The following is a 13,986-nucleotide window of genomic DNA, read 5'->3' as shown; positions in this document are numbered from 1 at the left end:
CAAATTTTTCCCATAGAAAATTCACGGTCCCTTAAAACATACTTGCAACCCCACCGAAACGTGATAATAACAACCAACACAATTTTTTAAAAAATACCTATACTATTTTTATTTGGAGACCTTCGCTTTCCGCTTCTAATTGCAAAGGTACCTTCTTAAATTAATTATAAAGGTACCTTCATAAATTGTCAATCCAATTTTTATATTTTTCTGCTTGCTTATTTCTATTACTGAATACATCCAGTAACGGCTTACCTTAAAGAGCTTGGCGCAAAATTGCATTTATAGGTTTCAATATAACAATAACTCCCTTTTTTTACACTGTTTTTCAAATATACACCTGTGTAATTTTCTCCAAATCCCCTTAAAAGCAATTAGCTGATTTTCTCTAAATATTTTAAATTACATGGTATTTCACGCTTTATTTTTGCATTATACTTTTACGTTTGTATCTTGCAATAGAACTTGATATTTAGGCAGCAATCCTTGTCATAGCTGAACATTACCAACAATACAAGGCATAAAACAAAATTTTGTAGTAAGTTATGGCTCTGCAAAAACTAAGAGTAACCCTCTCATATTCTTTGTGCTACAAAAATACCCTTCAATCTAAACAGTTTGAAGGGCGTTTTTCTTCATTGAATTCTGGTGGTGGTTGTCAAACGCCTAACGAAAAGAAGCTTTTAGAAATCCACAAAGGACGATCCTTGAATATTCATCCAACGGCTACCCATGTGCTACATTCTTACAAAGGCAGAGAAGCCACAAACTCCTTGCACCGGTTTAAAACTTTTCCCAATACTGCTTTACGTTTCCCTCATCTAAGGCATCAATATATGCGTTGGCAATTTCAAAAACTTCCTCTTCATCCTTTATTTTAAAGAAAATTCCATTTTGTTCAAGGGCAATATCCTTATGTTTCCCTTTGTTTTTTTCCACCCAATCCAGAAATTCCTTTTCCCAGCGGCGGCTAGCTTGCTCCATATCCTCATAACAAAGCAATTCGTCCTTCACATTTTCCATTAATTCTTCAATGCTTAATTTCATAACCTTCTCCTTGGATTTTGTGTATAATTAAATTTTCATACCATAAGCGCTTAGAACTTAGACAAACTTTGAACGTTTCATTGTCACTGCCAAGATAGGGCAGACAGCGAAGCTGGCTTTTGCGAAGCAAAAGTGATGACACTCACTGCCAAGATAGGGCAGACAGCGAAGCTGGCTTTTGCGAAGCAAAAGTGATGACACTCACTGCCAAGATAGGGCAGACAGCGAAGCTGGCTTTTGCGAAGCAAAAGTGATGACCAAACCCTTATAGGTATTTGAGGACAAGCCCTCAAGCTTTTGACTTTGTTTTCAGCCTGAGCCTTTCATATTACTTTTTTATTACCTTCTTATTTTACTTTTCTTTCCCTGTTTTTATTCTTAAGCCTCTTTCGGTTCCCTTCCAAAATGGGCATAGCCCGCCCTCGTCACAATTCTACCTCTTGGGGTGCGCTGAATATAGCCAAGCTGCAATAAATACGGCTCATAAACATCCTCTATAGTTTCCGATTCCTCCCCGATGGATGCAGCAAGGGTATCCAGTCCAACGGGCTTTCCCTCAAATTTATCTATCATGGTCATGAGCATTTTGCGGTCGATAAAATCCAGCCCCATGCGATCCACTTCCAATAAATCTAGGGCAAAACGTGCCACCTCACCGGTAATTTCACCATTATAACGCACCTGCGCAAAATCCCGCACTCTTTTTAAAAGACGATTTGCAATACGCGGTGTTCCCCTAGCCCGCCGAGCAATTTCTTCTGCGCCTGTCCCGTCAATCTCAATTTGCAAAACCTCTGCGGAACGGCAAATAATGGTCTTTAAATTTTGAATGTCGTAGGGCTCTAATCTCTGCACAACGCCAAATCTATCCCGTAGGGGTGCTGTAAGCAGTCCAATTCTGGTTGTTGCCCCAATCAACGTAAACTTTGGCAAATCCAACCGCACAGATCTTGCCCCTGGGCCTTTGCCAATCATAATGTCAATCACAAAATCCTCCATCGCTGGATACAATATTTCCTCTATCATACGGTTTAGACGGTGAATTTCGTCAATAAAAAGAATATCCCCCTCACTGAGACTGTTCAAAACCGCCGCCATATCTCCTGCCCGCTCAATGGCAGGGCCCGATGTGGTTTTAATATGAACCCCCATTTCATTGGCAATAATGTTGGATAAGGTTGTCTTCCCCAAGCCGGGAGGGCCATAGAGCAGCACATGATCCAAGGATTCCCCTCTTTGCTTTGCCGCCTGAATGAACACCTTTAAATTCTCCTTAACACCTTCTTGTCCAATATAGCTATCCAGCTGCTGTGGTCTGAGCTTCGGTTCAAAGTCCTTGTCCTCCTCGCCAAATGCCGCTGTTAAAATCCGCCGATTTTCCAATGGTAACACCCGCTTCTATACTAAAATGTAATCATTTTTTTCAATGCTGCTTTCAAAATTTCTTCCGTGGTCATTCCTTCGGCTGCAACCTGCCCAACCACCTTCGCTGCCTCGCTGCGGCTGTAGCCCAAGGCCGTCATCGCATCAATCGCCTCAAATTTGGCACCGCCTACTACCCCAACTTCATCATCAAGCTGGGCAGAAATTGTAACTGCATCCTCTGTGCTGCACTTATCCTTTAATTCCAGTATGACCCTCTGGGCGGTTTTTGTTCCAACCCCTGGGGCTTTGGAAAGGGTTTTTACATCACCGCATAAAATGGCCATAATAATTTCCTGGGGTGTTAATTGGGATAAAAAGCCCAAGGCACCCTTTGGACCCACGCCGCCAACGGTTAAAAGCTTTAAAAACATTTCCTGTTCCTCTTTTGAAGAAAAACCAAAGAGGGAGATTCCATCCTCTTTTACGCTCATATAGGTGAAAACCTTTGTTTCTTTCCCCAATTCGGGCATTCTGGAAAGCATCCCAGTGGAAACAAAAATCTGATATCCAATCCCCCCTGTTTCCAGTATAATATAGCTTTCCCCCCGATGTGCCAAGGTACCCTTGATATACGAGATCATATCCCCGCTCCTCTCATGCTCTATTGTTTTATTATACTGGACAAACCTCCAAAGAGCAACCCAAACCATGGAAAAAAAGAAACTACGTTCGCCATTGTTCCTTTGGAAAAAAAGGTATATACTCAAGAAAAGGAAAGGAGAGATTCAAATGGAGCAAAAAATATTACTTTTGGGCAACCCTGCCTTATATCAGGTTTCCTCTGCCGTAGGGGAAGATGATTATTCGGGACTGCCAAAAATCATTGAGGATTTGCACGATACGCTTATGGCATTTCGCAAAAAATACGGCGCCGGCCGTGCCATTGCAGCGCCGCAAATCGGGGTACAAAAACGTATTTTGTATATGTATATTGACCAACCTGTGGTATTTATCAATCCCCATTTGGAATTTCCCGATGAGGAACAAATGGAGGTTTTGGACGACTGTATGTCCTTCCCAAATCTATTGGTGAAGGTAATACGTTATAAGCGCTGTATCATCCGCTATACAGATATGGAACAATGCAGCTGCAAAATGGAGCTTGAAGGCGACTTATCCGAATTATTGCAACATGAATTTGACCATCTGGATGGAATTCTGGCAGTCATGCGCAGTATAAATAATCACTCCTTCTTTTGGAAGGAAACACAATAAAAGGCTTTTGCCCTTTGAAGCTATTCTTATGGTTAGCCGTACATACTATCAGGTAAAATAAACAAGCGTTGGTTTCTTTAAAAATATGGAAACCAACGCTTCTATTATGTAAACTATTCAATACAGTTTGCTTTATAACTTCTTTCTAAATAGATCCAAATTAGCCAAATAAGCAAAGTGTTTTTTACTCCAGCACCTTTGCAAAACTTATGTAGATATGGTGCTCTATACGCTAAAAATTATTTTTTGTGGCAAAAAAAATGGGGCTTTTTAATCAGGCATAACGGTAATTTCAATTTCAGCCTCCGCCAATATTTTTTGAGAAAGCTCATCGGGATATTCTCCTTTATGAACAATACGCTTAATCCCCGCATTAATCAGCATTTTGGAACAAATGACACATGGCTGAAGGGTAATATAAATCGTCCCGCCATCTGTTGAAATCCCCAGCTTTGCCGCCTGAATAATGGCATTTTGTTCCGCATGCAACGCCCGACACAACTCGTGACGTTGCCCCGAAGGGACACCCAGGCGCTCTCTTTCGCATCCCCCCAACTCCGTACAATGCTTTAGCCCCGAGGGGGCTCCGTTATATCCTGTGGTTATTATGCGGTTGTCCTTAACAATCACCGCTCCCACCTGTCTTCGCAGGCAGGTGGATCTTGTTTTCACAATTTCTGCAATTTGCATAAAGTACTCGTCCCAACTGGCTCTCACCGATTCCACTCCCCAAACATTATTTTATCAAAAATAACATATCTTTGTATCTTTGTCAAAAATCATTTTCTCAAAAAAAGCCCTCAATCCGAAATATTTGCTGGTCAAATAAACCTGCTTTCTTTTCAGATAAAAGACTTTTTTTATAAATCCTTTGCAAATAAGGTTTTGCCGGCTTTCATCGTTCTTTAAAAATTTTCCTAGGCTCCAATCTAGAATTAAAAACACACTAGCCCCTATGCAAATGTAAAAGCTATAAAATGTTTTTATACCTCTTGGACAAGTACGTTTTCTAACGAATGAAAAAAAAGTTCCATTAGATAATCAGGTTCATTTTTTTCGCCTCAAACTTTAATTCTTCTTGGAACTGAGGATCAGCAAGAGAAATAATCATTTTTGCTCTATCGCTTGCTGTTTGACCCTTTAAGCGTACAATATTATTTTCCGTTACCAAAAAGTCTACTTCATTTTTTGTAGTTGTAACGATGGAACCGGGTGTCAAAGTCGGTTTAATTTTAGAAATCGTTCCACCCTTTGTTGTAGAGGTCATTGCAATAAAGCCTTTGCCGCCCTTGGACAAGTTTGCACCACGAACATAATCCACCTGTCCGCCGGAACCGCTAAAGTGCTTTGTGCCAATGCTTTCGGAGCAAACTTGGCCGAAAAGGTCAATTTCAATGCAAGCATTTACGGAAACAAAATTGTCATGCTGTCCAATAATATAGGGGTTATTTGTATAGTCCACCGGATGCATTTCAAAAGCAGGGTTGTCGTTCATAAAATCGTACATCTTTTGGGTACCCCACGCCAAGGTTGCAACGGTTTTTCCTACATTAATCGGCTTTTTCATATTTGTAACAGCACCGCATTCAATCAGATCCACCATGCTGTCTGTAAACATTTCCGTATGAATACCCAAATCCTTTTTATCCTTCAAAAGAACACCAACGGCATTGGGGATGCCACCAATCCCCAGTTGCAAGGTGGCACCATTGACTACTTCGTCCGCAATCATCTGTCCAATTTTTTTATCAATATCCGTCAACGGTGCATTGGGCAAAATGGAAAGTGGTCTTGAGGATTCACAAAGGGCTGTAACCTGAGAAATATGAATCTGATTATTTCCCAAAACACGGGGCATTTTATCATTTACATCCAAAAGGATGACCTTCGCTTTCTCACGCATAGCAACAACCTCTGCCCCCGCCATGGCACAGCTAAAAAATCCATGATCATCCATGGGAGAAACCTCTGCATAAAAAACATCCAGCTTTGGCTTCACATCTCTCCAGTAGCTGGGAATTGTGCTATAATTATTGGGGACATATGTATAATGCCCTTCTTGAATACCCTTTCTGCCTACAGCGCCCGTAAACCAGGAAACATAGTCATATTTCCCCTTCAGCTCTTCATAATGCAAAAACGGAGCATTTTCTACACATAAGGTCTGATGATGAACCACGCCTGTTAATTCTCCATTTCTTGCCCTTTGCCCAATTGCCTCGCAAATTGCGGTAGGCATTTCCAAACCAGTAGGGCTGGCACAAACGTCACCGGATTTTACAAACAACGCAACTTCTGCAGGTGTCATTCTTTTTGCAAGATACATTTCCCGAAACTTATTCATATTTCTCTCACCTTTCCTATTTATCATCTCTATTCCTTTGGCAAATTGCACAATAAAAATACGAAAATACAATTAATTGAATACAAAATACTATCTGTTCACCGTATTTTAGCATGAAAAAAGGTTATTCGTAAAGACTAAACACACCATGTTTTTTAAATTATACAAAAATTAATTATTTTTATATTTTTAGTACTCTTTGTTGATACTTTTTTATGGAATTTTACTTTTCAAAAATTTTAATTATCATTACAAACTTTACTATAAAACCCTTTAAAATCAATGATTTTATGTTTTTTATCTAATTATAAAATTTGTCAAACAACATAATACTCTTTTCGAAAAAATTAGATAAAAAACGGCCAGCCGATCCCTTTTGGGAATCGCTGACCGGTTTGTTTTCCTATTTTATTTTACGATATGATATAAGGATGAATCTCACTAGGAAGTTCTTCTTGCTTGCGGCTAATAATCATTGTAAAGTCTGTTTCCGTTTCCTTTGAAATATCGTTCAACTGACAAATAAACTCAGTAAATTCACTATTATTAATTTTTTCCATAATATAATTTAATCCATCAATGTAAACCTTTTCAATATCGTTATTCTGAGAGAGTATGCCACATACGAAACCTTTAAAAACCTGAGGACTTTCCATAATAAATTTTGGAGTATCCACGAACCGCACACTATAATGAAGATCATACATGCGACTATTGTCATCATCAATAAATACAACACAGCCTTTTGCTTCCTTGCTTGCCTCGTTCGCCATAGCGATCAGTCGTTTTGTTTTACCTACACCTTTTTCGCCTGCAAGAATCTGTACCATTGCAATCTCCCCCTTTATACTGGTGAAATACCTCTGGATTTATGTTATATAATTTTTCAAACAAATAGTTTTCTATCTGTTTGTAATTAGTATTCTCCAAAATTTTAAAAAATCCTCTTAAATTTTCATTCTTTTCTGTAAAAAAACACAATTGGTTGGTTTTCACAACTTTCCCTTAGATTTAATATGGATTTTAATTTTTTTTTGTAATGATTAACCAATTTATTTTTTCTCAAACACCATCGCTGCTGCTCCATAAATGCCCGCATCATTATGAAGCTTGGCCAAGGCAAATTTTTTATCTCTGCAATGGGGGAAAACATGCTGGGCATAGGCCTCTTGAATCATCTTCAAAAGAAATTGTCCCGCTTGGGATACCCCCCCGCCAATAACAACCATTTCAGGATCAACAATATAGCATGCATTAGCAATCGCCATACCTAAAAGATGGGATACATATTTTGTTATATCCAGCGCCAGCTCGTCGCCTTTTTTCGCCTGCTCCCAAAGATCTTTCGCCGTAATTTTATCCAATTGACGAAGGGGGGAGGGTTTATTCGACTCCTGCAAAAACTTTTCCGCCATTCGAACCATGCCCGTAGCAGAAGCATATTGCTCCAGACAACCTTTTTTCCCACAATTGCAAGTGAGCGTTTCAAAGGGATTAATGGTTGTATGTCCAATTTCTCCGGCGGTTCCCGTCTTTCCCATAAGAACTTGGCCATTTAAAACAACACCGCCGCCAACGCCTGTTCCCAAGGTAATCATAATAAGACTGCTTACGTCCTTGCCTGCGCCAAAGGTAAACTCTCCCAATGCGGCAAAACTTGCGTCATTTCCAATAAATACAGGGAAAATCTCCATGATTTTTTCCGCTTCTCTTCCAAGAAACACATCACCCCATCCAATGTTTACCGCACCTCGCAATAAGCCTTCCTCGTTTACCGGCCCCGGCGCCGCCATGCCAACCCCGGCAATTTCTTCTTTTTTAATGCCTTTTCGGCTTAGGCATTTTTCCATTTCTTCCCCAACAGCCTTCAGTAACGGCTTAGAATCCGTTCCTTTTTTGGTTGGAATCTCCCATTTTTCCAAAAGCTCGCCCTCTCCGGAAAACAGTCCCATTTTCACTGTGGTACCGCCAATATCCACCCCAAAACAGTATTCCATCTTATGCCTCCTCATAATTGTAAACATCCTTGTAAATTAAGCTTTTGTACCTTTTATATTCGTCCTCGGATATTTTTTCAGGCATTGTCATGAGCCGCAAAGGCAGCATCCCCTGCCCCGCTCTCATGGGTGGCTGCAAATAAGGATACTCATTGAAATAAAAACCATGCCTTTCATAAAAACCAACACGCCTTAATGTAAAATCATCTTTTGGCACTTCCACTTCCAAAACAATTGGCTTCTTTGCCCAGGCAATCACTTCAGCAAGCTTTTTTCCACCAAACCCCTCGTTTCTAAAAGATGGCTGTATGGCAAAATGCTCAAAATATAAAAAGTCGTCAAAATCCCATAGTGCAATTACCCCTTGGAGTATCCCGTTATCTTCCTTCATCCCATATAAACGGTACCTCGGCTGATCCAAAAGGGCTTTTTGCCGTTGTTCTTCTCGCAATTCTTCCACTGGAAAGGCTTCCTCTAAAATCGGATATACTGTGCAAAATGTATCCTTATATATACGTTCAAACATAAAAACCTTCCTCCTTATTCCAAAGAATACTACAAATGCAAGGAAAATGCAATCTCAATCCTTCTGTTAAAATGATATATTAAAAAGGATGCCGTCCAAGGTATTTTCCCCAAAATGCCAAAAGCAAGCTGTTGATTTTTTTCATTTTTTTATGGTATTTGTCAAAAAATACCAAAGCACAGATTATACCAAAAAGGTAATTATCCAAAATATTGCCAGTATCGGCATTCGCACTGTCTTTCCACGCCTATGCCAATACACCTCAAGGCGGGAGGAGAAGCATTCATTCCACTTTTCTCCCAAAGTAAACTTATCAACCATTCTATGGGTATGCAAATGTATGCTGATTTTCCTAGTGTTTCCAATTTTGTCCACAGAATAATAGATTTTTTTTGTAGCCATTTTATAAAAATTGTGCTATACTCTACCGGAAAAGGATGTGAAAGAATGAGAAAAATTTCGAGAGGCTTTATCCTCTTTTTGATACTTTGTTTTTCTGCAATTATGCCTGCTACGGCGAAAAATATTTCAGTAACCCTGAACGGATACCCCCTGCCCCTTTCAGCACCCGCCCTCATTGAAAATGACCGGGTTTTGGTTCCCATGCGCAGTATTATGGAAGCATTGAACTATACCGTTGTGTGGCATCAGGATAGCCGCACCGTTGAGGCAACCAAAGATGACACACAGCTGTTTCTCACCATTAATAACCCTATTGCCCTTGTAAATCAAGAGTCTGTGACTTTAGATGCGGCAGCTACCCTATCAGACAATACAACCATGGTTCCCCTTCGTTTTGTGGCGGAGTACAGTGGTGCAACGGTTGAATGGAATGGGGAAACCTACACAGTGATTATCACCACCCGCCAAATATCCCAAGGGGATTTAACCGATTCCGTAGTTTATTTGCAGACAAATAAAATGCAAGGAAGTGGCATTATCCTTTCCTCTGACGGCTTGATTGCAACGAATTTTCATGTAATCGAAGGTGCATCCTTAGTGCAAATGGTGTTTGCTGATAATTCCATATACCAAGGAAACGCTACCGTTGTGGGCTTAGATGCCCAAAGAGATATTGCCCTGCTACAAATTGATAAAGAAAACTTAATTCCGGCAACCGTGGCAGCCTCTATTGTAAAGGGGGACGCCGTAACCACAGTTGGTGCGCCTAAAGGCAATCGTAACACTGTATCCCAAGGATTTATAAACGACTTTAATCAAGATATCATTTCCGCCAGCGCCTTTATTGACCACGGCAGCAGTGGCGGCGCATTGTTTAACAGCAGTGGCAAGCTGATTGGTATGACCTCATCTTATAGCGATGAGGAATCCTTTGCCATCCCCGTTAGTGAAATTATGAAGGTGCCGAAGAATCTTTCGATTCCCATTCGGCAAATGAAGTCTTATTCCTACACGCCAAGTGCACCCCAAAATTTGGACTACCGGCTGGAAAACAACTCTGCCTATGTAACCTGGGCGCCAGTGTATGATGCTGATTATTTTTATGTTTATATTTCCTACACAAAAGGCGGAACCTTTGCCAAGCTGCAAAACAAAGCACTGGGCGGCGATACGTGGTATTGGGGCTTTCCACAATGTTTTGGGATTAGTACGATCAACAATCGGGCTGTTTATATTAAGGTTTCCGCAGTCAGAAACGGTATTGAAACCCCAACCACCGATGCATTGGAAATTCAGTTCAATTAAATTTCATTATTGCACGCAGGCCAATAAAACGACTTATAAGAAACAGGGCATCATCCCTTGCAAACGATGATGCCCTGTTTTTATATTTCTTATTTTGTTTGATAGGCTTCCTTTACACAAATAACCAGACCCATTACCCCAGTGGCAAAAAAAACAATCAAAGGCAGCTGAAGTTGCATCCCTAAAATAACCCCGAGCCAACCTTCTATATTATTGTAGCTCCAGGGGATAATAGGGCAGAGTACTGTTGCTGTCAATAAAGCAATCACGCCCAAAAAGCCGCATACAAATAATCCCATTCCTAATATCATCTTTTTCATAAGTTTTGTTTCCCTTCCATAAAAAATATGATTTGTGAAGCAAATTTCATCTCTTATTATGAAGTTCTTAGCTGAGTTCCTTTGTTAGGTCTGCCTCAGTTGCCTCTGTATATGCAATCAAAGCATAGGGGGAAAGAATTACCTGCTCTCCTCTAATACCCGCACTGACGGCAATTTCATCAAACAAAATGGCCGTTTCATCGATAATGGTGGGGTATTTCTTTTTCATACCAATAGGGGAGCAGCCCCCTCTAATGTACCCCGTTAACGCTAAAAGCTCCTTTACATGAGTCATTTCCAGCTTTTTGTTGCCCGATACCGTCGCTGCTTTCTTCAAATCCAGCTCCGTATTAACGGGAATGCAAAATACCAAAACTCCAGCTTTATCCCCCCTGGTTACAAGGGTTTTAAAAACCTGCTCCGGTGGGATTCCTATTTTTTCCGCCGCATCCATTCCGGAAAGATTATTTTCGTCATATTCATACTGGGATATTCGGTAAGAAATCCCTGCCGTTTCCAATAGCCGCATCACGTTGGTTTTAACCATTCCTTCTTACCCCTTCCCAATTTTCATATTTCTTCCGTAATGAAATAAATATTGCTGCGCAAACCCTGCGTTCTCACCAAAATTCTCTGCCGCCGATTTTTGCAGCTCCAACAAAGAAAGCTTTTTTCCACTGCAATATGCATGGCTGTAAACACGATTAATCCAAACATCCATAGGGAAAACCTCATATCTACCAAAAGAAAACAGCAAAATACAATCCGCCACCTTTTGTCCAACGCCACAAATTGACATTAGTCGTTGGCGAAGCTCAGCCGTTGATAATTGATCCAGTTCCCCTGGGCAAAAGCCCCCAGCCAGCACTTTCCCCACAGCATCTGTCAAATATCTGGCACGAAACCCACAGCCAAGGCGGCGATATTCCTCCTCCGAAACCCCCGATAGCTGTTCAGGTGTTGGAAAGCTGTATTGCCCCGGGCCTATACATGTTCCGTATTCCCCACAAAGCCTTTGTATCAGCCCTCGTATTCTTGGAATATGGTTATTCTGGGATAGTATAAAGGACATTAGCATCTCAAAAAATTCTTGCTTTAAAATGCGGATACCCGGTGCAAAAGAAATGGCCTCCGACATAACGGGGTCGTTTCGGCTTAATTGCTGTTTAATTTCCCCATAGTTTCTCTCTCCATCAAAGTATCCTTTCCAAAACGAGATATCCTCCCCACCATAAAAAACGATACTGCCCCCCGCTTGGCCAAGGGTAACCACCCTTTGGCCGGAGATGACAGTATAGCAATCATTGTCTTCTTTTTGATAGCGAAAGCATTGTCCACATTCTAAAGTTTGGGACAGAGAAAAGTCTGGGCAATCCCAATAGACTTTTTCCATTTGTCAAACACACCTTTTTAATTTTAATCATCTAAAATCAGGAAACCATAATCTATTCCCGTTTTTTCCTTAAGGAATTTCCGTGCTTCATAATCAGAAGCAACAAATTTTGCCTTCCAAATGCCACCCTCACTATAACAGGCATAACGGCTTCCATTGGTTAAAACCGCATACGCGCAAGCAGCTGTTGCGCATTGATATGCAATTTCACTAGAGCTTGAAATTGCCTTCGCACTAAAAAGTGCAGCCTCAACCCCGCCTTGCTCACGGTAAATACCGCCCCGCCATGACGCTAGGGTATAGGTGGGCAATAATTCCACGTTTAAAGTAGGAATATAGCGGTTAATTGTAGTGATGGGATAATATTCCATCTGTGCATTGGGATAAACAACTTCCCAGAAATTATTCTCATTTTCTAAAATATATTCCTTGATATTTGCAGTATTTGCTTTGTTTGAGAAAACAACAACGGCATGCTTATTATCCATACGGATTTCTCTCACATAATACTCATCAAAACGCCCTTCAAAAAGGCTAATATAATTCAGTATTCGTTCATACTCCACCGATGCGGAGGATAGTCTTACAATTTTTCCGTTATTTTGATTATTCTTCGCCAATAAACTGTTGAAGCTTTCTTCACTGATCGTTCCGATTTTTCCGCTAGTCGATGCAATCAAATACTTATTTGACTGTTTTATCGCGGCAAACACGCCAAAATCCGCACTTGCTGCAGGAACCGTGGCTCCATCCATCTCCTCCAAATCGCTTCCGTTAAGGAGCAATATTTTATAGTCCGACGGATTCAGACCCTTTTCCAAGTACCCATCCGCCACTAAGGTATCTGTAGTTATGTACTTTCCCTCATAATAGTTATAAAGCAAGCCGTCTTTGCTCATCCAGCCTCTTTTTGCGCCGTTTTCTTTATAATCCTTCTGGGCAGCAGCAGCAATGGATATCAAATTATTCGTTATTCTTGCCGCTTCGCTCTGCCAAAAAGGCTTTGTATCCACGGTTTGTGTTTTTTCAGGCTCAATTTTATTTATTACAGGTACAGTCTCATCCGAAATAGGGTCTTCTTGATCGCCTTTGTTATTATTTTCAGGATCCTCATTGGAAGATGGTATCTCTGCGGGAGGGTCATCATCTTGTTGATCATTTTGACTCACTGGCGGCAAGGGATTCTCCACCCCTGCTTTCCCCCATGCACATGCTGCACACAAGAAAAGCAAAATACCTATCAGAACATAGGCATATCTCCACTTTTTATTCTTCAATATAATCATCCTTTTTGTCCGCTATAGCATCGTAAACCGAAAGCAGTTCTTTTTTATGCGTATTTACAATATGGGAAATTTTTTTCTCCATTTCTTCATGTGTATCAGAAAAAGTAAACTGAATCACCCATACTGGATTATAGTGCCCTTCTTCCTCCTCTACACTTTCCACCTGTGCAGCCAAAGGCTCCATATCGTAATAATCGAAAATCGCATCATATTCCCAATCTTCAATTTCCTTATCACAGGACAAACGCAAAACCACTTTTTTGCCTTCCTCCGACTCCACCGCATATATATTATAAACCATTCCCACATCCTCTGAAAAGGAATAGCTCCCCAGCTCTTTTTCCAAAAAACCCGTTTCTCTATCTTTCAGCATTACCACAATAACGGTATCTTCCATATTGATCTCCTTTAAAAGCATAGCTAGTCTATTATGCTTAATTATACTACACTTTTTTTGGGGATGCAAGAAAACGACTGGCTGCACTGTTGTCTAAACACTGGCAAAAACATTGAATTTATGCGCTTTTTTGTAATATGACGTAAATTGTAAGAATTTGTTCCTATGTCTATTAAGAATAAATAATAGTAATTTTTCAAAAAAATGGCCCTTATGGAAAATGATTGAAAAAGCAGTGCGCCCGTACCTGTTTTGAATTATATATCTTAAAACCCATGAATGATTTTTATATTTTAATCATCCTTATTCTATGTTATAGTAATAAAATC

At 40.4% G+C, this 13,986-nt stretch carries 16 protein-coding genes; 3 read left to right on the top strand and 13 right to left on the bottom strand.

Annotation, left to right across the window (positions count from 1 at the left end; all coding sequences use genetic code 11):
* Positions 1-783: 783 nt before the first annotated feature.
* Positions 784-1,047 carry a hypothetical protein gene (locus tag CLNEO_RS03940; protein WP_066084802.1) on the bottom strand — a complete coding sequence of 88 codons (264 nt, stop codon included), beginning with the start codon at positions 1,045-1,047 and terminating at the stop codon, positions 784-786.
* Between the two features lie 119 nt (positions 1,048-1,166).
* On the opposite strand from CLNEO_RS03940, the gene CLNEO_RS16395 reads away from it, so the two are divergent.
* Positions 1,167-1,301: a hypothetical protein gene (locus CLNEO_RS16395; RefSeq protein ID WP_278276614.1), complete on the top strand. Its 135-nt coding sequence runs from the start codon at positions 1,167-1,169 to the stop codon at positions 1,299-1,301.
* A 124-nt stretch (positions 1,302-1,425) separates the two neighbouring features.
* On the opposite strand, the gene ruvB is transcribed toward CLNEO_RS16395, so the two are convergent.
* Both ruvB and ruvA read right to left on the bottom strand, forming a co-directional pair.
* Positions 1,426-2,430 (bottom strand): Holliday junction branch migration DNA helicase RuvB, encoded by a 1,005-nt coding sequence (gene ruvB, locus CLNEO_RS03935; protein ID WP_066084799.1) that lies wholly within the window; start codon positions 2,428-2,430, stop codon positions 1,426-1,428.
* A gap of 20 nt (positions 2,431-2,450) precedes the next feature.
* Entirely contained in the window at positions 2,451-3,053 is a 603-nt protein-coding gene (gene ruvA, locus CLNEO_RS03930) for a Holliday junction branch migration protein RuvA (RefSeq protein ID WP_066084797.1), read from the bottom strand.
* 148 nt (positions 3,054-3,201) lie between these two features.
* On the opposite strand from ruvA, the gene CLNEO_RS03925 reads away from it, so the two are divergent.
* Positions 3,202-3,687, top strand: coding sequence for a peptide deformylase (locus CLNEO_RS03925; protein ID WP_066084793.1), 486 nt, complete (start codon positions 3,202-3,204; stop codon positions 3,685-3,687).
* 270 nt (positions 3,688-3,957) lie between these two features.
* Here the strand turns inward: CLNEO_RS03925 and CLNEO_RS03920 are convergent, their stop codons facing one another.
* The 5 genes from CLNEO_RS03920 to CLNEO_RS03895 form a co-directional block, all read right to left on the bottom strand.
* A complete protein-coding gene (locus CLNEO_RS03920; protein WP_066084791.1) occupies positions 3,958-4,404 on the bottom strand; it encodes a deoxycytidylate deaminase in 447 nt (148 codons plus the stop codon).
* 316 nt (positions 4,405-4,720) lie between these two features.
* Positions 4,721-6,031, bottom strand: coding sequence for an acetyl-CoA hydrolase/transferase family protein (locus tag CLNEO_RS03910; protein ID WP_066084785.1), 1,311 nt, complete (start codon positions 6,029-6,031; stop codon positions 4,721-4,723).
* A 413-nt stretch (positions 6,032-6,444) separates the two neighbouring features.
* Positions 6,445-6,861, bottom strand: coding sequence for an ATP-binding protein (locus CLNEO_RS03905; protein WP_066084782.1), 417 nt, complete (start codon positions 6,859-6,861; stop codon positions 6,445-6,447).
* A gap of 222 nt (positions 6,862-7,083) precedes the next feature.
* Positions 7,084-8,028, bottom strand: coding sequence for an ROK family glucokinase (locus CLNEO_RS03900; protein WP_066084779.1), 945 nt, complete (start codon positions 8,026-8,028; stop codon positions 7,084-7,086).
* A 1-nt stretch (position 8,029) separates the two neighbouring features.
* On the bottom strand, positions 8,030-8,554 hold the full coding sequence (locus CLNEO_RS03895) for a GNAT family N-acetyltransferase (RefSeq protein ID WP_066084775.1): 525 nt from the start codon (positions 8,552-8,554) through the stop codon (positions 8,030-8,032).
* A gap of 447 nt (positions 8,555-9,001) precedes the next feature.
* Here CLNEO_RS03895 and CLNEO_RS03890 point away from each other — a divergent pair, with 447 nt between their 5' ends.
* On the top strand, positions 9,002-10,261 hold the full coding sequence (locus CLNEO_RS03890) for a stalk domain-containing protein (RefSeq protein WP_066084772.1): 1,260 nt from the start codon (positions 9,002-9,004) through the stop codon (positions 10,259-10,261).
* Positions 10,262-10,350: 89 nt separating this feature from the next.
* Here the strand turns inward: CLNEO_RS03890 and CLNEO_RS03885 are convergent, their stop codons facing one another.
* The 5 genes from CLNEO_RS03885 to CLNEO_RS03865 all read right to left on the bottom strand — a co-directional run bounded on the left by CLNEO_RS03885 (position 10,351) and on the right by CLNEO_RS03865 (position 13,657).
* Entirely contained in the window at positions 10,351-10,581 is a 231-nt protein-coding gene (locus CLNEO_RS03885) for a hypothetical protein (RefSeq protein WP_066084769.1), read from the bottom strand.
* A 67-nt stretch (positions 10,582-10,648) separates the two neighbouring features.
* Positions 10,649-11,128: a Cys-tRNA(Pro) deacylase gene (gene ybaK, locus CLNEO_RS03880; RefSeq protein WP_066084765.1), complete on the bottom strand. Its 480-nt coding sequence runs from the start codon at positions 11,126-11,128 to the stop codon at positions 10,649-10,651.
* A gap of 6 nt (positions 11,129-11,134) precedes the next feature.
* The gene (locus CLNEO_RS03875; protein ID WP_066084762.1) at positions 11,135-11,974 is read right to left on the bottom strand and encodes a DNA-3-methyladenine glycosylase family protein; all 840 of its coding nucleotides are present in this window, start codon (positions 11,972-11,974) and stop codon (positions 11,135-11,137) included.
* A 23-nt stretch (positions 11,975-11,997) separates the two neighbouring features.
* Positions 11,998-13,251, bottom strand: a complete 1,254-nt coding sequence (locus CLNEO_RS03870) for a hypothetical protein (protein ID WP_066084757.1) — start codon at positions 13,249-13,251, stop codon at positions 11,998-12,000.
* Positions 13,241-13,657 (bottom strand): DUF6762 family protein, encoded by a 417-nt coding sequence (locus CLNEO_RS03865; protein WP_066084753.1) that lies wholly within the window; start codon positions 13,655-13,657, stop codon positions 13,241-13,243. Before CLNEO_RS03865 ends, CLNEO_RS03870 begins: the two co-directional genes overlap by 11 nt.
* Positions 13,658-13,986 lie beyond the last annotated feature (329 nt).

The organism is Anaerotignum neopropionicum (assembly GCF_001571775.1).
GTDB lineage: Bacteria > Bacillota > Clostridia > Lachnospirales > Anaerotignaceae > Chakrabartyella > Chakrabartyella neopropionicum.
Note: the sequence above shows the minus strand (reverse complement) of the source record. Positions and strands in the feature narration are given on the sequence as shown.